The organism is Halothiobacillus diazotrophicus, from assembly GCF_001663815.1.
In the GTDB taxonomy this organism is placed as follows: Bacteria; Pseudomonadota; Gammaproteobacteria; order Halothiobacillales; family Halothiobacillaceae; genus Halothiobacillus; species Halothiobacillus diazotrophicus.
This window is the reverse complement of record NZ_CP016027.1, coordinates 119754-141231: the sequence shown is the minus strand read 5'-3', so window position 1 is coordinate 141231 and position 21478 is coordinate 119754. Positions and strand designations below refer to the sequence as shown.

22 protein-coding genes are annotated in these 21478 nt (G+C 60.3%); 8 read left to right on the top strand and 14 right to left on the bottom strand.

What is annotated here, in order from left to right; genetic code table 11:
- Nucleotides 1-63: 63 nt before the first annotated feature.
- Together zapD and minC are read left to right on the top strand one after the other, a co-directional pair.
- Nucleotides 64-918: a cell division protein ZapD gene (gene zapD / locus A9404_RS00635; RefSeq protein WP_082922620.1), complete on the top strand. Its 855-nt coding sequence runs from the start codon at nucleotides 64-66 to the stop codon at nucleotides 916-918.
- 82 nt (nucleotides 919-1000) lie between these two features.
- Nucleotides 1001-1804 (top strand): septum site-determining protein MinC, encoded by an 804-nt coding sequence (minC, locus tag A9404_RS00630; RefSeq protein ID WP_066097729.1) that lies wholly within the window; start codon nucleotides 1001-1003, stop codon nucleotides 1802-1804.
- Between the two features lie 42 nt (nucleotides 1805-1846).
- On the opposite strand, the gene A9404_RS00625 is transcribed toward minC, so the two are convergent.
- The 3 genes from A9404_RS00625 to A9404_RS00615 all read right to left on the bottom strand — a co-directional run bounded on the left by A9404_RS00625 (nucleotide 1847) and on the right by A9404_RS00615 (nucleotide 6754).
- Nucleotides 1847-2818, bottom strand: a complete 972-nt coding sequence (locus tag A9404_RS00625; protein WP_066097727.1) for an energy transducer TonB — start codon at nucleotides 2816-2818, stop codon at nucleotides 1847-1849.
- Between the two features lie 173 nt (nucleotides 2819-2991).
- Nucleotides 2992-4320 (bottom strand): PepSY-associated TM helix domain-containing protein, encoded by a 1329-nt coding sequence (locus A9404_RS00620; RefSeq protein ID WP_197490376.1) that lies wholly within the window; start codon nucleotides 4318-4320, stop codon nucleotides 2992-2994.
- Nucleotides 4321-4354: 34 nt separating this feature from the next.
- Complete coding sequence (locus A9404_RS00615) at nucleotides 4355-6754, bottom strand: TonB-dependent receptor (protein ID WP_156521177.1); 2400 nt, start codon at nucleotides 6752-6754, stop codon at nucleotides 4355-4357.
- 347 nt (nucleotides 6755-7101) lie between these two features.
- Here A9404_RS00615 and A9404_RS00610 point away from each other — a divergent pair, with 347 nt between their 5' ends.
- A complete protein-coding gene (locus A9404_RS00610; protein WP_197490375.1) occupies nucleotides 7102-7605 on the top strand; it encodes a DsrE family protein in 504 nt (167 codons plus the stop codon).
- A gap of 43 nt (nucleotides 7606-7648) precedes the next feature.
- Here A9404_RS00610 and A9404_RS00605 read toward each other — a convergent pair whose 3' ends face one another.
- Complete coding sequence (locus A9404_RS00605) at nucleotides 7649-7960, bottom strand: DUF1840 domain-containing protein (protein ID WP_066097721.1); 312 nt, start codon at nucleotides 7958-7960, stop codon at nucleotides 7649-7651.
- 325 nt (nucleotides 7961-8285) lie between these two features.
- Between A9404_RS00605 and A9404_RS00595 the strand changes: the two genes are divergently transcribed.
- On the top strand, nucleotides 8286-8861 hold the full coding sequence (locus tag A9404_RS00595) for a lipid-binding SYLF domain-containing protein (RefSeq protein WP_066097716.1): 576 nt from the start codon (nucleotides 8286-8288) through the stop codon (nucleotides 8859-8861).
- Between the two features lie 254 nt (nucleotides 8862-9115).
- On the opposite strand, the gene A9404_RS00590 is transcribed toward A9404_RS00595, so the two are convergent.
- The 3 genes from A9404_RS00590 to A9404_RS00580 all read right to left on the bottom strand — a co-directional run bounded on the left by A9404_RS00590 (nucleotide 9116) and on the right by A9404_RS00580 (nucleotide 10917).
- Nucleotides 9116-9334, bottom strand: a complete 219-nt coding sequence (locus A9404_RS00590) for a hypothetical protein (protein ID WP_066097714.1) — start codon at nucleotides 9332-9334, stop codon at nucleotides 9116-9118.
- Nucleotides 9335-9408: 74 nt separating this feature from the next.
- Entirely contained in the window at nucleotides 9409-9930 is a 522-nt protein-coding gene (locus A9404_RS00585) for a GlcG/HbpS family heme-binding protein (protein WP_066097712.1), read from the bottom strand.
- A gap of 69 nt (nucleotides 9931-9999) precedes the next feature.
- Nucleotides 10000-10917 (bottom strand): LysR family transcriptional regulator, encoded by a 918-nt coding sequence (locus tag A9404_RS00580; RefSeq protein ID WP_066102504.1) that lies wholly within the window; start codon nucleotides 10915-10917, stop codon nucleotides 10000-10002.
- Between the two features lie 152 nt (nucleotides 10918-11069).
- Between A9404_RS00580 and A9404_RS00575 the strand changes: the two genes are divergently transcribed.
- The 4 genes from A9404_RS00575 (at nucleotide 11070) to A9404_RS00560 (ending at nucleotide 15636) form a co-directional block, all read left to right on the top strand.
- The gene (locus tag A9404_RS00575; RefSeq protein ID WP_066097710.1) at nucleotides 11070-12593 is read left to right on the top strand and encodes an MFS transporter; all 1524 of its coding nucleotides are present in this window, start codon (nucleotides 11070-11072) and stop codon (nucleotides 12591-12593) included.
- A 324-nt stretch (nucleotides 12594-12917) separates the two neighbouring features.
- Nucleotides 12918-13496 carry a thioredoxin family protein gene (locus A9404_RS00570; RefSeq protein WP_197490374.1) on the top strand — a complete coding sequence of 193 codons (579 nt, stop codon included), beginning with the start codon at nucleotides 12918-12920 and terminating at the stop codon, nucleotides 13494-13496.
- Between the two features lie 123 nt (nucleotides 13497-13619).
- The gene (locus A9404_RS00565; protein ID WP_066097706.1) at nucleotides 13620-14669 is read left to right on the top strand and encodes an AI-2E family transporter; all 1050 of its coding nucleotides are present in this window, start codon (nucleotides 13620-13622) and stop codon (nucleotides 14667-14669) included.
- 112 nt (nucleotides 14670-14781) lie between these two features.
- Nucleotides 14782-15636, top strand: coding sequence for a class I SAM-dependent methyltransferase (locus A9404_RS00560; RefSeq protein WP_066097704.1), 855 nt, complete (start codon nucleotides 14782-14784; stop codon nucleotides 15634-15636).
- An 8-nt stretch (nucleotides 15637-15644) separates the two neighbouring features.
- Here A9404_RS00560 and A9404_RS00555 read toward each other — a convergent pair whose 3' ends face one another.
- From A9404_RS00555 to A9404_RS00530, 7 genes are all read right to left on the bottom strand, one after another.
- Complete coding sequence (locus A9404_RS00555) at nucleotides 15645-16505, bottom strand: metal-dependent hydrolase (protein WP_066097702.1); 861 nt, start codon at nucleotides 16503-16505, stop codon at nucleotides 15645-15647.
- A gap of 276 nt (nucleotides 16506-16781) precedes the next feature.
- Nucleotides 16782-17057, bottom strand: coding sequence for an HIRAN domain-containing protein (locus tag A9404_RS13030; protein ID WP_257736812.1), 276 nt, complete (start codon nucleotides 17055-17057; stop codon nucleotides 16782-16784).
- Nucleotides 17058-17176: 119 nt separating this feature from the next.
- The gene (locus A9404_RS13025; protein ID WP_082922617.1) at nucleotides 17177-17824 is read right to left on the bottom strand and encodes a polymorphic toxin-type HINT domain-containing protein; all 648 of its coding nucleotides are present in this window, start codon (nucleotides 17822-17824) and stop codon (nucleotides 17177-17179) included.
- The gene (locus A9404_RS13020; protein ID WP_197490372.1) at nucleotides 17821-18429 is read right to left on the bottom strand and encodes a transposase; all 609 of its coding nucleotides are present in this window, start codon (nucleotides 18427-18429) and stop codon (nucleotides 17821-17823) included. Before A9404_RS13020 ends, A9404_RS13025 begins: the two co-directional genes overlap by 4 nt.
- Nucleotides 18430-18500: 71 nt before the next feature.
- On the bottom strand, nucleotides 18501-19025 hold the full coding sequence (locus tag A9404_RS00540) for a hypothetical protein (RefSeq protein WP_066097696.1): 525 nt from the start codon (nucleotides 19023-19025) through the stop codon (nucleotides 18501-18503).
- Between the two features lie 22 nt (nucleotides 19026-19047).
- Nucleotides 19048-21069 (bottom strand): carboxypeptidase regulatory-like domain-containing protein, encoded by a 2022-nt coding sequence (locus A9404_RS00535; RefSeq protein WP_082922616.1) that lies wholly within the window; start codon nucleotides 21067-21069, stop codon nucleotides 19048-19050.
- Nucleotides 21062-21475, bottom strand: a complete 414-nt coding sequence (locus A9404_RS00530; protein WP_066097692.1) for a hypothetical protein — start codon at nucleotides 21473-21475, stop codon at nucleotides 21062-21064. Before A9404_RS00530 ends, A9404_RS00535 begins: the two co-directional genes overlap by 8 nt.
- Nucleotides 21476-21478: the final 3 nt, after the last annotated feature.

Here is a 21478-nt window from a genome sequence, read left to right as displayed (position 1 = left end):
CATGGAGGGCATTGCACCTACCGAAGCACTAGTGTTAGTTTAAGCGCTTGCCTTATGTAGGTTCTGTCTATCGTTTTACCGTGTCCGACTGCATCTGATCCGAGCCGAGAAAACAGACGAACAGGGAAATGGACGACACGGTATAGGATTACTGCTCTGAACATTTTCGAACAACCCCTGAATGAGCGAATCCGCGCCTGCCTTCGCCTCGATTACCTCTTCGGTCGCATCGACCATCACCTGGAGGACGAAACGGCGGAGGGCCCCTTGTGCGCGGTATTGCTGTTGATCGAGGCCACCGACGTGGTCGGTCGCATCGACGTCAAGCGCGAACTCATCAAGGAACTGGAGCGGCAGCAGGCCAAACTGCTGCAACTGGCGAACACCCCGGACATCGACGCCGAGAAACTGACGAGTCTGCTCGATCGGCAGGCCCAATTGCTCGATCAGCTGCACCGCTTCCTCGGCCAACCCGGGGCACATCTCAAACAGCACGAATTGCTCAATGCCGTCCGGCAGCGGGCCTCCATTCCCGGCGCCCTCTGCGAATTCGATCTGCCCGCATTTCACCACTGGCTTGCCCTGCCGCACAGCGAGCGCTGTGCGGACCTGAAGGAGTGGATGGAACCGCTGGCCACCATTCGGGCGGCCAATGAGCTTGTGATCGACCTGATCCGGACCAGCGTCACGCCCACCGATTGCCTGGCAGAAGATGGGTTCTTTCAGCAGAATATCGATTCCGGACTGCCCTACCAGCTCGCCCGGGTACTCCTGCCCGACGAGGCCAACGTGTATCCGGAAATCAGCGCGGGCAAGCATCGCGTCATCGTGCGCTTCATGAAACTGGATCGTCTGTCCGGTCACCCGGCTCAGGTAAACCACGATGTCCCCTTCCAGATCGCCATCTGCCAAATATAATTCCCCGAACACGAGATACGATCCCGCGCCGGGCGCACCGATCCATCGCGCCGACTAATCAGCCCGTACAATAAGAAAAATCATGAGCAAAGCCATCGCCTTCGACCACAGTGCCTTCTCTCTCCAGCGCACGCCCATCCCGATCACCAGCCTCACGCTCCGCGAAACCCATCTGCTCAAACTGACCCGCGCATTCAAGGACAGTTTCGGAGGCCAGGGCATCTTTGCCGCACCGGAGCCGGTCCTCATCGATCTCAGCGGCATCGAAAACAGCGGCAAATGGGTGGATTTCCCGGCGCTGGTCAGCCTGCTGCGCAACTACCAGCTCGAACCGATCGCCGTGCTTGGCGGCAACGCAAAGCAGCGTGAGCAAGCTGCGCTGGCCCGCCTGATGGTCATCGAACAGCGCCCCGGCGAAGCCATTGAGGCAACCCAGACCCCATCGTCGGCAGCCGAGACGGTCGAACAAGCTGCACCGCCCGAGCCGACGACCGCAGCCCCGGTCGATGCGCCCGCCGCCAACCCGGCAGAACCCCAGCCTGTCGGCCTTCTGCCGCCCATGATCGTGCGACACCCCGTTCGATCCGGGGCAGAGCTCTACGCACGTCAGTGCGATCTCGTGATCATGAACGTCGTGAGTGCCGGCGCCCGAATCGTGGCAGACGGTTCGATCTACATCCACGGCGCCCTGAAGGGCACGGCGGCAGCCGGCATTTCGGGCATGCCCCATACCCGCATCTTCTGCGAATCCTTCGAACCCGAAATCATCGCCATCAACGGCATCTATCTGGATGGGGAACAACTCGCCAAGCACCCTGCCTGGGGCAAGCGCGCCCTGATCGAGCTGAACGACGAAGGCCAATTGGACGTCCGGACCTTTTCCTGATCTCAAGGCCGGTGGTCGGCACCCCCCGTTCTGTCCAATCGCTCAATCCGAATCGAAACGAACCCAGAGGGTAAACGGCAGCGTCCGATCCGCCAGCGGCCCCGGCAACGGCGGACACGCCAGCGTTTGCACGGCCCGGATGGCCGCCGCGTCCAACAGGGCAGACCCGCTGGAGCGCTTCACGCGCACATCGCGTATCTGGCCCGCCTCGATCGTGAATGCCACGAGCGTACGTCCCGCCTGCCCCATGGCCTGAGCCGCGGGGGGATAACGCAGATTGTCCTGCACCGCCCGGCTAAGCCGGCCACCAAAGGTCCGAATCAGATCACCGAGATCGGCCGGAGGAATGGGTGCCGGTGGGATGGGTGCCGGTGGGATGGGTGCCGGTGGGATGGCTGCCGGTGGATTGGACGGCATGGCACGGGACGGTATGGCAGATGGGTTTTCCTCGGCTTTCAGAGATGAGGGTGGCGCCACCGAGGCGCTTGACGCTGCTGCGCTCACCGGGGATGGCCGTGCTTGCCGCACCGGACCATGCACGGGTTTACGCGGCGAATGCGCGGCTTGCGGTTCGTGTCGGTGCGCCTTGGGGACTTCCTGCCGATCACCTGCCTTCCGTAGGGACTTGGGCGTGGATTGAGGCTTCGATTCGGATTCCAGCCGTGGTTTGCTGTGCGCCGCTTGCATCGGCGTCGGTGGCGCCGGTTTACGGATCGGCAGCTTCGGCAGCGACTGCGGTTCGGCCTGCTCGTCCGATTCCACCACCGGCTTGATCCCCGTGTCGAACTCAGGTTGGACCGGTGTCGGATTCAGGACCGGTGCGGGGATGGGTTTCGGCAATACGGCGGAGGCCGCGGTGGGCGGCGTGGATGCAGGCACCACCGCAGCCATGAATACCTGGATGGGCTGCACGAGCGGATGGGGTTTCGGCAAAGGGGCAGACGGATGTTGCGCATACCAGGCCAGCCCGGCGATCAGGCTGCTTTCGAGCAGAATGGCCAACATCGTCGCCATCAGCCAACGCCGCCCCTCCCCGGCCCGGATATCCCCTATGGGTATCACGACTCGCCGTGGAGCGATCAATTCGTCGACCCGGGGCGAGCCCCGGGCAGTCGGATGAGTGCCCGCCGATCCGCATTCAGCGGATTGGGGCACCCCCGGTTGGGATACCAGCGGATGGGCGATCGTCACGCGGGCCGGCCAGACAGACCGACCGGGGGTCGCCACTTGCGCCACAACCAATCGGTCAGCAGCACCAGCACCACCGATAGACCGAACAGAGGCAGCAACACGCTCATGACGACAGCGGTCGCCACCAGCCAACGCGGCCAACGAGCGGCCGGAGCGGCGGGTGCCGTCACGCCCTGCCCCGGCCGGCGACGCAACCAGCTCATGAATCCGCTGATCACCACCCAGATCAGGGCCACGGCGACGAGCGTATTGCCCCAGCGATTGACCCAGCCGAAATCCCCCTGATGCAGGTTGATGCCAAGGGCGACCAAACCGGCGATCAGCGGCAACTGGTCCCGGGTGACGTCCCGCAGCACCGCCCCGGTGGTGGGCGACACCAGCAGCACATGCTCGGCCAACGGATCGACGGCCTTCGTCTGGATGCGCCAGGGCGACCCAGGTCGGGCGGACAGACGTGCGCTCAACCCATTGCCGAGACCCTCAGCCTGGATCCGGACCATCGCCTGATCCAGCGCCGGCAGGGCTTTGAGCACCTGATCCGGGCGGGCGCCGCCGGGTGAAAAGCCTGCCGGACTCGTCTGGTGCGTGGCGCGCTGGATCGGCTTGAGGATCTGACCGCCCCAGAATTTCGTCCAGGGCAGCGCTGAGATCAGGAACGCCAGGACAACGATCGAGAACCAGGCCGCGACGCAACCATGGAGATCACGCCAGAACACCCGCGACCCGCCCCCCAGTCGGGGCACAAGACCGCTGAGCCAATGACGGCGCCCCCGGGGCCACCACAGGTAGAGACCGGTGAGGATCATCACGATGGCCCAGCAGTTGCCGAGCTCCAGCAGCCAGCTGCCCGGTGCGCCGAGCGGCCAACCGCCGTGCAGCTGACGACTGAGTCCCAGCAGCCAGTGGGTCGGCGTCAACGTGCCCAGAACCTGATCCCGGTACGGATCGACGAACACCGGCTGCGGCAATCCATCGGCCCCCTTGAGCATCACGATCGTGCTGCGATCCGGCTCCGGCGGCACCTCGATCGAGATCACCGGCCGATCCGGCGCCGTGGCCAACGCCGTGCGCACCTGATCGGACAGGCCATGCTTCGCCCCGTCCGGGTGGACATGGACGAGATCCGGATACTGATACGCCGTCCACTGGTTCGCCCAGAGATACAGCAAGCCGGTGCCCGACTGCCAGAGGACGAACGGAATCACCAGCAGCGCCGCATAAAAGTGCCAGCGCCAGAGCCGGCGATAGGTCTTGCCGACCGTCGGTTGGGCCGGATCACCCACCGCACGCGTCGACCGCGAACCTTCAAACTGAGCTTCCGTCATGACCATCCCCTCCTGACCATCTGATCTAAATCGATTACAGCTGCCATTTCACACCCGCAAAGAAGGTTCGGCTCGGGAAGGGGTGGTAGGCGTAGTACCGTTGGTTGGTCAGGTTGTCGATGCCTGCCTGCACCGAGACATGTCGGTTGACGGCATAGTTGAGCTTGGTGTCCACCACCGTATAGGCGCTGCGGCCCTGATAGGTGTCGGCATAGGTGTCCGAGTTGTCGAGGCTGCCGTACTGGCTGCTGGCGTAACGCACGCCGACGCTCGCCGACAACGCCGGGGTCACGGCATAGTCGAGCAGCAGGTTGGCCCGCACATGGGGGATGCCCGGGGCCGTGTTGCCCACATAGGTCGGGTTGAACGGGTTGGCGAGAATCCGTGCCTGCGCGTAGGAAACGTTAGCGTTCACCTTCAGCCCGCGAATCCCCACGTCATGTCCCGAATAGGCCAGTTCGATGCCGCGCGTGCGCACGAGCCCAATGTTCTGGTAGTTGGTGACCGGCGGCGTATCGAGACTCGTCTGCTGGTAGATCGCGTTGCGGATGCGGCTCTGGAACAGGCTGACGCGGTAGCGGCCATTGCCGTGGAAATACTCGGATGTGAGATCCAGATCCTGCGCCCGCTCCGGCTGCAGGTTCGGATTGTTGTTGACGATACTGTCCTGCGCGATGGTGCCCTGGAACAGTTCGCCCACCGTCGGGAAGCGCGTTGCCGCGCCGTAGGACAACCGCAGCAGCCAGTTGTCGGTCACGGTCCAGGCCAGAGCCGCCTTCGGCGAGAAGGCATTGTGCCGAACGGCGGCGTAGTCGAGGGTGGTCGAACCGTTGCCCAGTTGGCCATCGTAGGCTTTCCAGCGTTCGTAGCGGGCCCCCACCGTCAGCGTCCACTTGGGCAGGAATGTCCAGACGTCCTGCAGATAGGCGGCATCGGTCCGCGTCTTTCCGGCATAGACGGAATTCAACGACAGATCCGTGGCCGCGAGCCAGTTCGTCGTGCCGTAGACGAGACTGCTCAGATGATATTGATCCTCATGCACGCCGGCCGTCAGTTGATGCGCACCCAGCTTCGGCGAGACGAGCTTCAGGTCGAGATTCTGCCAGCCCGTTCCGCTGCCGTCGGCGTATTTGCCGGCACCGCCCGTATTGGCGGCCGGTTGCGCCGTACTCGCGGACTGGGTGGTGTTTTCCGCGATATCGTATTTCGAGGCATTGGCACTGAGCGTCCAGCCGCCCGCCAGCTTCGCCGTCAAACCCAGGCCGTAGAGCCAATCCTCCTCCGTGTTGCGACTGGGCGAGAACATCGAGGAGCGCAGGCTGTAATTGCGGCCGTTTTCAGTGAACGTGCCACTGTAAAAGGGATTGCCGTTGGCATCGCGGAGAAAGGTATAACCGGTGGTGTCGGCGTGATTCGTCCAGTGCCCCAGCGTGGCCGTGGCTTCGATGTCCGGCGTGAAGGCATAACCCATGCGCAGACTCTGTTGCTGCTGCAGCACCTGACTCTGACTCGTCTGTCCGGCGATCATCCGGGGCTGGCCATCCGTGCCCGTATCCTGAACCAGGCCGGTGACCGGCGTCCCGGTCTTGTTCGATGCGGACGGTACGGCGTACATCATCGGCTGACCGGCATTGCTCAGCCGGCTGGCATTCAGGCTGTACCAGAAACTGCCCCGTCGATCGGCCAAGTGCACGGACTGCTGATTCCCTGAGAAATCGTCGCCATGACCATAGGGATCGTTATAGCGCTGCGACAGCCACTGGGATTGCACGGAAGCCGCCAGCCGATCCGGCTTGCGCGTCTGGATCGCCACCGTGGTGCCCATCGAATTACCCGGATACAGCGCGGAAAACGGGCCGTAGAGGATATCGACCCGACCAATGTCGTCCGGGCTGATCACGCCCCATTTCGGCGGATAGGAATAGTTGTTGCCGAGCAAGTTCGAGATCAGCAGGCCATCGACGTACACCAGCGCTCGCGCCGGTTGCAGCACGGAAAAATCCCGCCCGCCGATCAGCGCATTGGTATCGCCGATGAAGCGTTCCCGCACGTCGAGATCCGGTTGATAGCGCAGCGCCTCCGACGTCGTCACCTGATTGATCGCCTTGAGATCCTTGCGCGGCACCCGTACCACGACACCCGGCGTATCGCGGGGGATGGCCCCCTGCTCCGCCACGGTCGCAGAATGGCTATCCGACTGCCCCTGCACGACCACCTCGCCGATCTGAACCGGCGCCCCGTCCACTTCTGCTGCGGCCACCGTCGCGGGGGCCCAGGCCCAAAGGACGATCCAACTGGAAACCAGGCTGGCGATCAGGGTTGGACGGGCCTGGATCAGCGGCCGCAGCTGCTGATGGCGTCGATCATGCACTATCTGTCCGCTGGGGCGGGGAGAGAAACGGCCACTCGGGCTAATCGGCGTGTCGAAATACATGTGAAGGGCTTCCTGGCTATTGAAGAACAATGACCAATCAAACTCGGCACATGAAACGGATGTCGGCATGCGTGCCGACCCTACGCGCCCCGAGCCCGATAGGTCGGCCTCTCTGGAGCACGGGGCGTGCCAACATCAACATCTTGATTTAATTAAGCATAAAGTGCGCATGGCGCGGCATTTCACACAGATACCGCCAATCCGTCGCGCGATTTGACACGACCGATGGCAATCGCAGCACCGGGCCAGCGCATATAGATTGCTTGGCAAAGTATGAGCACAGGAACTAATCTTGTCGGGCTTGTCCTGCCCGTGACAAGTCACATACAAGAAACAGGAGAACCGTCATGAATAACCGCTTAATGTCCGCTGTCCTGCGACGCCGTACCGCCCTGGTCGCCGTTGGCCTTGCTGCCACCCTGATGATGGGCGGAACCGCACTCGCCAACCCGGCCGCCGAGAGCGTCGAGGCCGTCAAGGCCGCCCATTCCGATGCCGTTGCCCGCTATGCGCTGCAAATCAGCGATGCGGATCCAGCCAAACGCAGCATGGTGCTGCATGTCGCCGAGCATCTGCTCAAGAACTACGGCAAGGACAAGGTCGATATCGAGATCGTCGCGTTTGGCCCCGGCATCAAACTGCTGTTCGCACATGACAACCCCAACACCAAGCTGATCGCCAAACTGGCTGCGGAAGGCGTTCGTTTCTCAGCCTGTCACAATGCGCTGAAGCACATGGCCAAGGTGCTGGGCCACGAACCGGCGCTGGTGCCCGCGGCACGTATCGTCCCCGCCGGAATCGTACGCGTGCATGATCTGGCCGTGGCGGGTTATTTCGTCGACAAGCCCTGAGCACTGCGCGACCAGCCCCGTGCAGGGCGGGACTGACCGGTGATCAGTCGAACAAGGAAGCGTCAGACCAGAGGACGTCCTTCCCGGCGCTTGCCGCATCGTTGAGAAGTCTGATCAAGGGTTGCGCCCGCGTCTCAGGCGCCACCTCTTCATCATCGGCCGCGTCCTGTGCGGGCACAAAATTCCGCTGCGCCTCCGTCACGGAAGCCTGCAACCGTCGAAGGGCATCGGGTACATCCGCTGCCCGAATCGCCCCTGGAACCGAATCCCCCACCCCCATCATCCTGAGCATCCTCAGGGCATCCGCCTGGAACATGCTGATATTTGCCGAAGCCTGCGTATGAAAGGTAATCATCCAATTTCTCCCGGTCTGTAGGGATCACATAGATAGACCAGAATCGTCGGCAATGCGAACGACTGCGCCCACACCGCGTCTGCTTGCGCCCTCTCGGAAATCCAATGGGCGGATCGGACGAAACCCCAGCCGTTATTCCATTCATTACACAGTGAAATTTTCCTTTCGTCGCCGGTTTTACCGTCTATGCTCAGGTCGGAGGCCATGGTCACGTTCAACGCAAACCCCGACCAGAACCTCCCATCGATCCCCGGGCAATAGCCACCGATGGGGATCCATGGCATGCCGATTCAATGACGTTGTTTTTCAAAGCAGGAGAGACATCATGACAAGAATACGACGCACCATGCTGAACCTTCTTTTTTTGGCAATGAGTAGCCTGACGATGACTGCCTTCGGGCTGAGCACCGTCCCGGTAGCCCAGGCGGAAACGGCCGCCGAACTGACTCAGGATGCGACACAGGCCTTGAACAGGCTTTACAAGGCAAACCCGACCGCGGCCATGCTGTCCAAACACGCCAAAGCCGTACTGGTCTTCCCTAAGGTCATCAAGGCCGGATTGGTCTTTGGGGGCAGTTACGGTGAGGGTGTCCTGTTCGAGGGCGGCAAGGAAAGCGGCTATTACAATACCGTTTCAGCCTCGTGGGGTTTGCAGGCAGGTGCGCAAACCTATGGCTATGCCCTTTTCCTCATGAGCGACAAGGCCTTGAAATACCTGCATGAATCCCATGGCTGGGAAGTGGGCGTCGGCCCGTCCGTCGTGGTGGTCAATGCCGGCGTGGCGAAGAATCTCTCCTCGTCGACCCTGCAGGACGACGCCTATGCATTCATCTTCGACCAGCAGGGGCTGATGGCCAGTCTGAGCCTGGAAGGCACGAAGATTTCACGTATTCATCCCTGAGTATTCATCCCTGAGTATTCATCCCTGAGTATTCATCCCTAAACATTCATCCCTGAGCAGGACCTGACCGGCGGCACGCTGCCGGATCAGTCGTTGAATAGAAAACCGGGGGCGTTCCGTTCGTCGCAGCGAACGCCCCCGGTGGATTACAGGGGCGGCGATACGAACCGCCCTGCACATACGATCCCCTTGATCCGTTCCGCCAAATCCCTGATCAAAGCCATGGGCAGCTGTCGAAGGGGAACGACGATTCGTCAATCGTCGTCGCGACCGTCATCCCGATCGTCGTACCCGCCGCGATCACCCCCGTAGCGACCTTCGTCCCGACGATCGTGATCGTGGTGATATCCGTGATCCGGGTAGTTCCGATAGCCATAGTCGTAACTTTCGTCGAACACCCCGTAGGGCCTTGCAGTGCAGCCGCCAATGGCAAAGGTGGCGGAAAGCATCAGGAGTAGCAGTGTTTTCTTCATGATCGCACCTCAATTGAATCCTCTCGGTCGGGCAAATACATAGCCTGTGCAACTATCTTAGTCGCCCGCGGAGATTAAGGCAGATCCAATTGACCGACGAAGGCCGCCACAGCCGCCTTGGCGCAGGCCTCGTCCTTCTCGCCGCCGGGCGCACCGCTGACACCCAAAGCGCCGACGAGGGTGCCGACCGAATCGATGCGGACACCGCCATCCAGCATCAGCACGCCATCCACGTGATCCATTTCCATGCGGATATCCTCGCGATTGTGACGAAACACGCTCGAATCGACGCCCGAGAGAATCACCGCCCGGGCCTTGTCCGTCGCGATCTGGATGGTGAACCGGTTGGCCTGCGTCCCGCGCATCATGACCTGAGGGTCACCATTGCGATCGACGACCACCGCCGTCACCGCATAGCCCTGAGCTTGGCAGGTCATCACGGCTTTTTCAGCGATCTTTGCCGCCAGCGGCATGGCCAGACGCTTCACCGTCACCACATCCGAAGCGGCCGCGCCCGGACTGACAAATGCGGAAAACGCAAACATGACCATGCCTGCCGCCAACCACCGACCGAACCCGTTTCTTCCTCCAGTCATGACGCACCTCCAATCAGGTATTGATTCGAAGAATCATAGCAACACCGATAAGTCCCAGGCGGTAGAGGTTCAACGGGTCGAATCGGACGAGTCACGCAACGGCGCGCAGAGATCGCGCACGCAACCGCGGAGCCAGCGATGTGCCGGATCGGCATCCAGACGGGGGTGCCAGAACTGGGAAATAGTGATCCCCTCAAGAGGCATCGGCAACCGGAAGGTATGCAACCCGGATCGGAGATTGCCCGTGTGACGCTCCGGCACCGTCGCGATCAGATCCGTGCTGCGAACCAGGGCCAGGGCGGTCGAAAATCCGCCGACGACCGTCGCAATCGAGCGTTCCAGCCCCTGTGCCCTCAACGCCTCGTCGATCGGTCCTCGGGCACGACCGCGACGTGAAACCGCCACATGGCGCCCAGCCGCGAAGCTCGCGACGGTCGGCTCGCCCGAAATCACCGGATGTCCCACCCGGACCACTCCGACGAAGCGATCTCGAAACAAGGCCTGCACACACAGTTCCGGCCCCGAAGTCGCCCCGATCACGCCCGTTTCCAGATCGACCGCACCTTCGCGCAGCGGCGCATTGTCCTTGGCGCATTTCGGTAAAAAGTGCAATCGAACCCCCGGCGCCGCATCGGCGAGATGGGCGATCAGCGGCGGGCCGAAATTTTCGACGAAGCCCTCGCTGCTGCGTATCGTGAAGGTCCGCGTCAGCCGGGCGAGATCCAGAGCGGCGGCGGGACGCAGCACGGCTTCGGCGTCCTGGACGAGTCGGGCGACCTCGCTGCGCAATGCCAGTGCCCGCGGCGTGGGGACCAACCCCCTGCCGGCACGCACCAGCAAGGGGTCTCCGGTGGTTTCGCGCAGTCGCGCCAATGCGCGACTCATGGCCGAGGGGCTCAGGTGCAAACGACGCGCCGCACGCGCCACGCTGCCTTCCGTCAGTAGCACATCCAGCGTCACGAGCAGATTGAAATCGGGTCTGGACACGAGAACCTCCCAAAGACCGGGGCCACGATCCGCGCAGGATAACGAAACAATCATTGCGTTTCATGCAGGTATTCAATGCAAATAGTGCACTTTTCGATAGGTGAAGCGCAAACCTAGAATCACGGCATCAATCCCCCTTCCCTGAGGTGCCCATGATGCCCCCCAATCCGAACCTGCCCGCAGCACCCCGAGGGGTTCTGGCGGCACTTTCCCTGGCAATGCTGTTGCCCTCCCTCGGCACGAGCATCGCCAACGTGGCACTACCCACGTTCGCAGCGACGTTCCAGGTTCCGTTTCACGCGGTGCAATGGATCGTGCTGGCGTATCTGCTCGCGATTACCACCCTGATCGTCAGCATGGGCCGTCTCGGCGACATGATCGGCCATCGACGGCTGTTGCTGCTCGGCATCCTCCTTTTTACGGCCGCCTCCCTCGTCTGCGGGCTGTCACCGACATTCGGACTGCTCGTCGCCGCGCGGGCCGTTCAGGGTGTGGGGGCGGCAGTGCTGATGGCGCTGACCATCGCCCTGGTCCGGGACAGCGTGCCGAAGGCGCAGACCGGCAGCGCCATGGGACTGCTCGGTACCATGTCGGCGATCGGCACCGCACTGGGTCCCTCCCTGGGTGGCCTCCTGCTCGCGGGACCGGGGTGGCGCGCCATCTTTCTCGTCATCGTCCCCTTGGGACTGCTGAACGGATTGCTGGCCTGGCGTTACCTGCCCCCAGATCGAACCCGTGATCAACCCCATGATCAAACCCATGAACGATCACAGGAAAATACCGGCGCGGGCAACGCACGGAGCCATGTCGATCAACACGGCCTCGCTCTTCCCCGATTGGATCTTTCCGGTTTCGACTTTGCTGGTACGTTATTACTCGCCCTCGCACTGGCCGCCTATGCACTGGCCGTCACGACGGGAAGCGGCAGCTCGGGGCTGGACGTGTTCGGCCTGCTGACGGCCGCCGCGCTGGCCATCGGTCTCTTTCTCCGTATCGAACGCCGCGCCAAGATGCCCCTGATCCAACTGTCGCTATTGCAGGACGGAGCACGTCGTGCCGGTCTCCTCATGAACCTGTTCATTGCTACGGTGATGATGACCACGCTGGTGGTCGGTCCCTTCTATCTGGCGCATTTCCTGGCGCTCGGCTTGGCGGAAGTCGGCCTCGTCATGAGCATTGGCCCGGTCATCTCTGCCCTGAGCGGCGTACCGGCCGGGCGCCTAGTGGACCGTATGGGCACAGCGCGGATCATGAGGATGGGTCTGGGTGCCATGGCACTCGGGTCACTGGGGCTTTCCCTGCTGCCGAATCTGATCGGCGTTCCGGGCTACATTGCGGCGATCGCCCTGCTGACCTCTGGCTATCAGCTGTTCCAGGCGGCCAACAACACGGCCGTGATGATGGCGGCGCCCGCCGCCCATCGCGGCGCCCTGTCCGGCGTGCTCAGCCTGTCCAGAAACCTCGGACTGATTTCAGGCGCATCGGTCATGGGCGCGGTGTTCACTCTCGGTGCCGGAACGAACGACCTCCAGACGGCCCGTGCCCCGCAGCTTGCCACGGGCATGACGATCACATTCGCGGTGGCAACGTTGCTGATTCTGTTCGCCCTAGGTCTATCCCAGCGCCGCCAGATGACGCAGGCGGCGCCGATCTCGAACGAAAAACGGGCGAAGTGACCCGATCGACGTTGTCAATGTCCGGCAGAATACCCACGTACCGGCCCCACGCCGGATTCTCCCAAGCACCCGGTCAGGATCCCAATACGGTCCCGTCCGTTACTGATTGGATCGCAACGATCCGCTTTCCCTTTCGTCACATATAAAGTGGCACGCAACGGGCCATAAGCGCACAATGATCCCCGGCTTGGCCCAATGCCGAGGGCGCTTCCGCGCGAATCGGCTTGGAAGACCCGGCTGGAAAGCAACGACAACATCGACCGACGCGAAAAGTCGGCAGACAATCCCGGCGCCGCCTCGGCGCACGGTACAAGAGGAAGTCCGATGAATCATGCAACGCTATCGGCCAGGCGGCCGTTCTGGCATCTGGGCGCCATCGCCCTGGTCGCCGCACTGCTGGGCACGACGCCGGCCCACGCGGAACAACCGGTCGACCCGATGGGCCCCAATGCGGCGGTCTCCTTCGTTGATCACCTGACGGACGTACCGACCGACCTCGCCTACATGCAGGCGCACAAGATCCCGATGATGATCTTCTTCCACGCCAGCTACTGCGGTTACTGCGTGGCCGTGGACAACGAATTCATCATTCCCATGCGGCTGGACCCCAAATACAAGAACCGCCTGCTGATCCGCCGTGTTCAGGTGGACGCTGACACGAAATACATCGGCATCGACGGCAAGAAGCACGACTATCCCTATCTCGCGAACAAGCTCCACGTGCGCGGCGTACCGTACATCCTGTTCCTGGCGCCAGACGGTTCGCGCATCACCTCCATTCAGGGAACGGCCATGGATTACTACGGCTATTATCTGAATCAGGACATCGATCTAGCCACGGACTGCGCGCAGCACCCGAAGCAGAAAAAATGCGACGGCAGTGCGGACGGCCCCGGCCTGTAACGCGACTCGGGCATTCGGCATCACCGTGTCAGACGCGTGTCGCATCACTCCGGTAACTTGATTGCCTTGTAGAACCCATCCCAAACACGCCACCCAAGACTCGCAACACAGGACACGCCCCCCATGATGCCCACCGCCCTGCAGGCCAACGTCGGCAAACCGCTGACCCTCGGCGCCGTCGCCCTGCTCACTGCCTGGGTGCTGTCACCCTTCGCCACGCCGATCATTGCCGGCGCCTGCATGGCCGTCGTATCGCAGCCCTATCTGCAGAAGGCCCTTCGCCTGGGCATATCCCTGCGCATTGCGGTTCTGCTCAACACCCTGCTCTGGTTCGTGCTGCTGGCCCTGCCTGCCTGGCTGATCGTGGGTGGCGCGGCACCCGCCCTTGCCCACGTCCTGCACAATCCGCCCCAGGCGGACGAGATCGCCGGTTGGTTTCGGGTGATACCCTTCGTCGGCGACTCCGCGGCTCAGGCCGTCGCGCATCTGCTGGGGTCCAACAGCCCGGCCGAATGGCTCAAGCAATGGCTCACGGAACATAGCGGCGTGCTCAAGGATTCCGCCAAGCACCTGTGGATCCTGATTCTGCACATCGCCGTCGCTCTGCTGGTCATGGACGGCATTTCCTACCATGCCGGCGCGCTGTCATCCGCCCTGGAACGTGGGTTGACCCGGCTGACGGGCGATGCGGCATTCGTCGGTGCCGCACTCAACCTCTGTGCCCAATCCATCCAGTCCGTGCTGGGCGGCATGATCGGCGTAGCCCTCTTCTGCGGCGTGGGCGTGGGGCTGATCATGCTGGGCGTGGGCCTGCCGTATGCCGTGGGCTGGGCCGTCGCCGTCGCGATGGCCTCGCTGATTCCCATGGGCACCAGCATCGTGCTGGTGATCGCCTCAGTCATGCTGCTGGCCACGCACGGTTTCGTACCGGCAGTCCTTCTGTTCGGCCTTGGTCACGGCGTCGTCTGGATTGCCGATTTCTGGGTTCGACCCTATCTGATTGGTGCCCGAACCCACACGCCGCTACTGCTGACACTCATGAGCATTCTCGGCGGTATCGAAGTCTTCGGGCTGATCGGCCTGATCCTAGGCCCGGTCATCGTACTGACGGCACTGGGACTCTGGCGCCTCTGGGAACGGAGCCACGTGGACGACACCTTTTCCGGCACCTGACCCCGCACCCGCCGATTTTCCTTTATCCTAGGTTGGGCGCCCGTTCTGGCCCGAGAGCGCCCAACCGTCCCAAGCCGGAACATCCCAACCGTCGACGCCCCGAAGGAGCCCCATGTCTCAAGGCAACATGCCCTACTTCAACTACCTGCTCACGCAGCTCGAACGACACAATCCGTCGGTTGAAACCAGTTTTGGCCGGCATGTGCACTGGGGCTACTGGGCCGATCCCCGTACGGCGACGACCGAGGACGCGGATTACGCCCAGGCCGCGGAACAGCTGACCAAGGAATTGTGCGCCCTGGCGCATATCACCGAGAACAGCCGCATTCTGGATGTCGGCTGCGGTTTCGGCGGCACGATTGCCAGCCTGAACGAGACGCATCAGTCCCTCGATCTGACCGGGCTGAACATCGACGGCCGTCAGCTGGCCCGGGCCCAAGCCCTCGTCCAGCCGTTACATGCCAACGCGGTGCGCTTCTGTCAGGCCGATGCCTGTGACCTGCCCTTCCCGGACGAACAGTTCGATACGGTATTGGCGGTGGAATGCATCTTTCATTTCCCGAGCCGGGAACAGTTTTTCAAGGAAGCCTTTCGCACCCTGAAACCGGGCGGTCGACTGGCACTGTCCGACTTCGTGCCATCCCGGCTCTTCCTGCCCTTCACGCGTGGCGCAAGTTCAGAAAGATTCCAGAAATTCAATTACTTCGGTCATTGCAATGTCAGCCATACCCTCGGGCATTACCGGAAGCTGGCAAAGGCCACGGGATTCGAACTCGAAGTCGCGCACAACATCACCCCGAACATCCTGCCTACCTACCGGTACCTGCAACGCCTGCTGGGCGCGGCCCAGGGAAAGCAGGCGCATGAAAAAAACGATGGGAAATCCGACGCCCTGGTCGCCCTGTTGACGACCCTGGGCAAATTGCGGCTGTTGAACTACTACCTGCTGGCGTTCCGCAAACCCTGATTTACCGTTCAGGTCGGCGCGGGAACGTGTTCCGGATCGGCCGGCGGCGCCGAATCGGGGTGACGGCGATACCATTCATCGAGCAGGTGCCGGTTGTCGTGGTTCCAGGGATGGAAGCTCGGGCGGTAGTAATCGAAATACAGGCGGAACGGCACCAGCTTGAACACGGACTTCGGCGGCTTGCGCTTCGCCTCGGCGGGCAGTGCGTCCTTTCCGGGGTTCTTGGCATCCACCTTCCGCTTCAGCGTCCACATGCCGATCTGGATGGCCAGCATGAATAGCAGCGTGGTTCCGAGCATGGAGGCGCAACGAATCAGGTAAGCGAAGACCCCCTTGCCGGCCACCGTCTCAAACACGTCGAAACAGACGGCCTTGTGCTCCAGTTCCTCCACGGAATGCCAGAGCCAGAGATAGGCGAAATTGGGTTCGTTGTTCTTCTCGAAAGATTCCTGAACCTGGAGCAGTTCGTTGGCGAACAGGGCCGTGAAATGCTCAAGAGCACAAGTCACCGCGAGTTGCCACAACTTGGGCGCGAAACGGCGGTTCAATCCGAGCAGATAATCACCGGCCTGCCCCACAGCCACCATCTCCGGGTAGCGTGAAAGCACCGCGTCATTGAAGCGCTGATGCATCGTGGTGTGCATCGCTTCCTGGTAGATGAAGTCCTTGACCTCGGCCTGCAGCACCGGATCGGTGATTTTCTTCCGGTAATTCTGGACGGAATCGATGAAAAATTTCTCCCCAGCCGGAAAGAAGAAGGAGATCGAGTAGTACAGGAATTCGGAACCCCGAACGCCGCCCGGACGCGAATCCGAATCCATCTTGGCAAAACGCAGATCCACCCGTCTGCGCGTGATTTTCACCGTCATCCCAACCGACCCTCTCAAATCCCGTACAGCAAGCCCACTACGCCCAGGCAGACGCTTTCACACATTTGCTCGAAGAACAGGCGAGGCACATAACGCACTACCGTCCGCCGGGAACAATCATACCCAAGTAACCTCCGTGCGCTCCACCCTTTGACCGATCGGAAATCCGTCTCAGAACAGGGTTGGGAACCAGGCGTTGTAAAATGGGGGTCTATCTTAGGATTTTGCAGGGCAAGGGCTCTGCATCATCTGGATGGAGGGCAAATATCCTGCGATCTAAGCTGACGTGGTCAGCTGTGTGTCTACGTTGTTGTTTGCGTGATCTAGCAAAATCTGCGTCAGCACATAGATTAAGGGACGTTCTGCACTACCATTTTTGCGAAAAATTTCTCCACTCAAATGAGCCCCTTGTTCCTGCATTCGGTGCAGCATTTCGAGATGTCCCCTTGGAACATAACCAAGCAGCTTGCCTGCCCGCTCGATGCGGATAGCTTTCGAGTCATAAGAATTATTGGGTTCCGGTACAAACTGCACAGGATCGCCTTCCTGCAATTCGGCTACATCTATTTCTGCGTTGAGACAATTGAGACAATTGGGGTCAGAGTAAAATTAATCATAAATTCATCTCCCTGAGCTTCCGCCCTAACGGTTTTCCTCCATCCGGAATACGGTCAATCTTGACATAGTCGAACCTGCTTCCCTGAAGATATTTCAAAACTCAGAGGTCGGTAATTCTGACCCCAATTACTTCTGGCCCAATTACTCGATTCGACCTCGCATTTGTTGTGAACCCATATACCTTCCTCGCCAACGTAATAAGTATGGAATTCATCAACTTCAAGGTTATATACCGTAGCAAAATCTACGGCATGGAATACTCGCGCAACCATCAGATTACGAAATTGATAGTTCTCCACTACGTCACCGGGCTCAAATTCAGACACCGGCACCCATCCACTATATTTGCGATAAATCGGGTGATTGGGCGTCACATATATCGTCTCTCTCCTGTTGTTTACTATTTCTGCAACAATCAATTTGGATATAGGTTGATTTTCGGTCACAAAGGTCTGCGTGACCTGGCGGTAAGTGTATTCATGCCCTTCCCTGAATTTATCGGGGGGTTGCTGGTCATCAGGGTACGACAACACCCAGTCCCCAACACAGATTTCCTCAATGGGTCTCAAGCCTTTCTTGGTATGCACCAAAGTAGCCGCCGCGAAGCAGGGTTGCTGCCCCTCTTCAAGTATCTTTATGTCATCAGCCCGATCGAATGCCCTTTGCAATGGGACAATTGGAGTCAGCGTAAAATTAATCATAACTTCATCTCCCTGGGCTTCCGCCCTCGCCGCTTTGTTTCAGTCCGTCGCCCTGTCAATCGTGCCACTTCTTCCTTGAAGCGGTCGTTGCCCAAGGCCATGTTCTGGTTGGTTGCCGAACGTATGGCGTCTGTTTGCTTGTGATCAAGATGCCCCCGGAACAAGCTACGGTAAACACCCAATATTTCTTCCTGCGTTGCACCCAATCGAAGATATACCTCATGCGGTGACCAGAAAGAAGCCGGGTGTCCCAACCCGTTAGAACGAAAACTCGACCAGGTGTAATCTTCCGGCTGACTGACCATTCCGGCACGGACGGGGTTCAGTTCAATGTAGCGTTGGCAGATGAGCAGATAATCCTCAGCGTCAATCACGCAGGATCGGAATCTACCTTCCCACAGTGTCCCGGTCCGTTGGTAGGTATGGTTGAAATAACGCACATATTGGCGTCCAAGCGACTGCATCAAGGATGAGATACCATCGACTGTTCTTGGCGTTGCCAGCAGATGCACGTGATTGGTCATGAACACCCACGCATGATGAAGCGGCGCGCGATAAATTTCGCGCCACGAGTGACATAAATGGGCATCATCAGTATTCAACATGATGAAAGAGAATTTCGTAAAGGGGGCATTATGCCCCCTGTTTCTTTGAAACACGATCACATCAGCAGGGTTTAGAAGCCTTGTACCAAGAAGTCGATATCGATGCTTGCCGTCGCACCATCGGAAGTAGTCGCCGTCAGTGTCAAGGTAGCAGTAGCATCAGGATTCCCGCCATTGTTGCAGCATAGATAGACGTCAAGAACTAAGAGACCGGGGGTTTGAACATTCATCGCAACTGAACACCATTGGCTCACATCGACACCTTGCCACACCGAAGACCAGGAAATATCCGTGCTCAGGAATGTTCCGATCGGAAGCAGGTACACCGTATAGCTAGAGCCAAACGAAGAGTTATTGACGAAGGTTGGAGTGGGATATTGGCCCCACTTATCCGGGAAATTCATGAGCTTGATCCCGGTCAAATCAGACGGCGCGCCTTGGCACGTATATTCATCACCAGGTCCAAGGCTGGCCAGGACATTTCCATTGATATCGAGCACGAGAGCCGGAACGAGTTCAACCGGAGCGGCGGCTACCTTCTGCAGCTTGATATTGAGACCAAGATTCGGCGTGGTTTGAATCACCTTATTGGCCATACGGATTCCTCCCGGATCAGTCTCAAACAGTCAAGGTGAGTTCGAAAGGCGCGTAGCCACTGGCTGAGACTTCCAGCGTATGTGCGCCGCGCGCTGTTTTGAACTGCACCTGGCCGAATCGATCGGTTTGATGCGTCGTTTGGCCATCAAGGGTGACGGCAGCGCCTGCGATCGGTACGCCGCTGTCATCCGTGATATTGAAGGTCGCCACACCGTTGGTATATGTGATTTTCAACGGATCGGTTGCGGCTGCATTGATCGCGACGGATCGATTCAATAATTCGACGTGCGGAATTTCCCCTGCCGCCAAGTTCAGGGTGATGACGAGTCGGCCGCGATCCGGGTCGTAATCCGTGCTTTGAAGTTCCGCCTGGCCGCCTGGCAGCCACGGATGATCGATCGTGAACACATCGCCGGGCTCACAATCTTGCCCATACTGGGCATCGATGGAATCGGATATGGACCATTGCGGCCGCGACAGTCGCTGCAAGGCTTCGGTGGCCACGGCCAAGGCATCCCGTGAGGTACGCAGCCAGGGTAAGGCCAGGTCGACGGCAATCGACCCGATCTCATTGATGAGATCTGGCGCATGGAGTGTCAGCGCCGAAGCCGGCATGCCCGTTGCGGGATTCTGATCGTAGGTCACCCGCAGCAAGGTGGCGAGATTCGTGGATTTTGCGGTGGCACTCGGTTTCTCCATCTCGTACGCGCTCAGTACCGCGATCGGATTAGACACGATCCCGCGCTTACGTGCCTTGAGCGGTGATCCAGACCAGATTGCCCCGATGCTCTGCATGATCTCGCCGATCGCATCGCGCAAGGGGCGCGCTTCACCGACCAGGCCGGCGATCGCCAGATCGGGGTAGTCATCCCGCAGGATATCGAGATCCGCCGGACTAAGTGTCCAACCACATTCCGCCAAAAGATCGCGAACGATATCGGCCGGATGCTCCAACAATATGCCGGTCTGCGGATGGCGTTTCCCAGCCAGGCGCACGACGACAGCGGCACCGTTTTTTGGTGGTTGCGTCAAACGCAGGGTTGCAATGGCATGGCCCGTGTCATCGAGGCGATTGATCAGTTGCCAGCCGGAGGTGGCCACCCCACCGAGGGTGACAGCATCGATCGATGCGATTGCATGGTCTGCGATCAGCCATTCCAGTCCATCGGCATCGAGGGCGATCGGCTTGATCGATAAGCGGCCATAGATCCAGGGAATCAGTGCATCGTCGCGAAACTGAGCCAACTCGGTGGTACGCCGCAACGGCAGCGGATCGGAGAGAAGCCGGGGAAAAGTGATGGTGACCGGTTCTTCGCTCGAAATTGCTGGAGCGAAGGTACCGGCTCGAATGCAGCTCACGTCATCGGAGAGGATGGCGCTCAGATTAACCTGGCGCAAGGGGATGAACTGCCCCACAAGCTTGGCATGATCCGTATCTAGCCCAGTCGCCAAAGATGCGGAAATCGACGGGATTTGATGCCCAACCAGGTGCGCCGCATCATCTTCGAGGACAATCTGCAGGTGAGCGGATATCGGCGGGACATGATGGGCCGAAATCGTCACCTGATCGTCGGCCAGCACCGACGATATGAGGCTGGGAACGGTAGGATAGGTCGTTGCCAGGTTTGCCGCGGTATCCCGACCGCTGAAGGTGGCTACCGTGGTCCAGCTCGCACCATCGTCGCTGTAATCGATCGAGCCGGCTACAGGATGCTCGGAAGGCGTATAACTGGCATCGGTGTTGGTGATGACCACCGCCAGCACGTCTTGGGCATTGCCGGCACCAAAATCGAAGCCGCACCACTGGGGAATGTCACCCGCCGATGACCAGCTGCCCGTATCGTATACGAGCGAACCATCGAAAGCCTTGTCAGGCGTGAACCAATCCACGGAGGAACTGGCAATCGGTGTGCCGTTCGCCGTCGATATCGCATTGCCCTGGGCATCGAGAAAGGCGATCTCACCAACGGTGCACCAAGTCGTACCCCCAGTAGCCGTAACCGAAACACGCCAGTAGCGATGTGCGGCCATAAGATCAGGCATTACCCGCCGTGATGGTTCCCGAGGTGACGCTGATCGATCCGCCGGTAACGATCGTGGTGATATTCAATTCGATATCTTCACCGGAACCGTTGCCACCCACACTGAAGTCCGCCACGAAATTGCCCGCCGAATCGGTTGCCCGTGCCCACACGGCAGTACCGTCGGCATCGGCGCTACTGTCCTGGGTGATCGGTGAAAAGGTTAGAACACCGGATGCAGCGGCCGGCGCCGCGGGGCTCGCAAAGGTCACCGTGCCCAAGAGGGTTTGGCTCGTGATTGCCGCGCCCGTGGCGGGACGAGGTCCAGTGAAGAATTGCAGCAGGCCGGCGGTAGTGCCGGCATCCAGTGCAGCGGTGATCAGATCCAGGCGGGCATTGCGGATGGATTCGGAAAGGCCAATGGTCATGAC

What these genes read in the sequence shown, in the direction of transcription:
- A9404_RS00585 (WP_066097712.1), bottom strand. Translation starts at nt 9,930, where the DNA reads ATGACTGGAGGAAGAAACGGGTTCGGTCGGTGGTTGGCGGCAGGCATG.
- A9404_RS00570 (WP_197490374.1), top strand. Translation starts at nt 12,918, where the DNA reads ATGAATCATGCAACGCTATCGGCCAGGCGGCCGTTCTGGCATCTGGGC.
- A9404_RS00530 (WP_066097692.1), bottom strand. Translation starts at nt 21,475, where the DNA reads ATGACCATTGGCCTTTCCGAATCCATCCGCAATGCCCGCCTGGATCTG.
- A9404_RS00540 (WP_066097696.1), bottom strand. Translation starts at nt 19,025, where the DNA reads ATGGCCAATAAGGTGATTCAAACCACGCCGAATCTTGGTCTCAATATC.
- A9404_RS00575 (WP_066097710.1), top strand. Translation starts at nt 11,070, where the DNA reads ATGATGCCCCCCAATCCGAACCTGCCCGCAGCACCCCGAGGGGTTCTG.
- A9404_RS00625 (WP_066097727.1), bottom strand. Translation starts at nt 2,818, where the DNA reads ATGGCGACGATGTTGGCCATTCTGCTCGAAAGCAGCCTGATCGCCGGG.
- A9404_RS00590 (WP_066097714.1), bottom strand. Translation starts at nt 9,334, where the DNA reads ATGAAGAAAACACTGCTACTCCTGATGCTTTCCGCCACCTTTGCCATT.
- A9404_RS13020 (WP_197490372.1), bottom strand. Translation starts at nt 18,429, where the DNA reads ATGTTGAATACTGATGATGCCCATTTATGTCACTCGTGGCGCGAAATT.
- A9404_RS00565 (WP_066097706.1), top strand. Translation starts at nt 13,620, where the DNA reads ATGATGCCCACCGCCCTGCAGGCCAACGTCGGCAAACCGCTGACCCTC.
- A9404_RS00555 (WP_066097702.1), bottom strand. Translation starts at nt 16,505, where the DNA reads ATGACGGTGAAAATCACGCGCAGACGGGTGGATCTGCGTTTTGCCAAG.
- A9404_RS00595 (WP_066097716.1), top strand. Translation starts at nt 8,286, where the DNA reads ATGACAAGAATACGACGCACCATGCTGAACCTTCTTTTTTTGGCAATG.
- A9404_RS00560 (WP_066097704.1), top strand. Translation starts at nt 14,782, where the DNA reads ATGTCTCAAGGCAACATGCCCTACTTCAACTACCTGCTCACGCAGCTC.
- A9404_RS00620 (WP_197490376.1), bottom strand. Translation starts at nt 4,320, where the DNA reads ATGACGGAAGCTCAGTTTGAAGGTTCGCGGTCGACGCGTGCGGTGGGT.
- A9404_RS13025 (WP_082922617.1), bottom strand. Translation starts at nt 17,824, where the DNA reads ATGATTAATTTTACGCTGACTCCAATTGTCCCATTGCAAAGGGCATTC.
- A9404_RS00615 (WP_156521177.1), bottom strand. Translation starts at nt 6,754, where the DNA reads ATGTATTTCGACACGCCGATTAGCCCGAGTGGCCGTTTCTCTCCCCGC.
- A9404_RS00535 (WP_082922616.1), bottom strand. Translation starts at nt 21,069, where the DNA reads ATGCCTGATCTTATGGCCGCACATCGCTACTGGCGTGTTTCGGTTACG.
- A9404_RS00605 (WP_066097721.1), bottom strand. Translation starts at nt 7,960, where the DNA reads ATGATTACCTTTCATACGCAGGCTTCGGCAAATATCAGCATGTTCCAG.
- A9404_RS00610 (WP_197490375.1), top strand. Translation starts at nt 7,102, where the DNA reads ATGAATAACCGCTTAATGTCCGCTGTCCTGCGACGCCGTACCGCCCTG.
- minC (WP_066097729.1), top strand. Translation starts at nt 1,001, where the DNA reads ATGAGCAAAGCCATCGCCTTCGACCACAGTGCCTTCTCTCTCCAGCGC.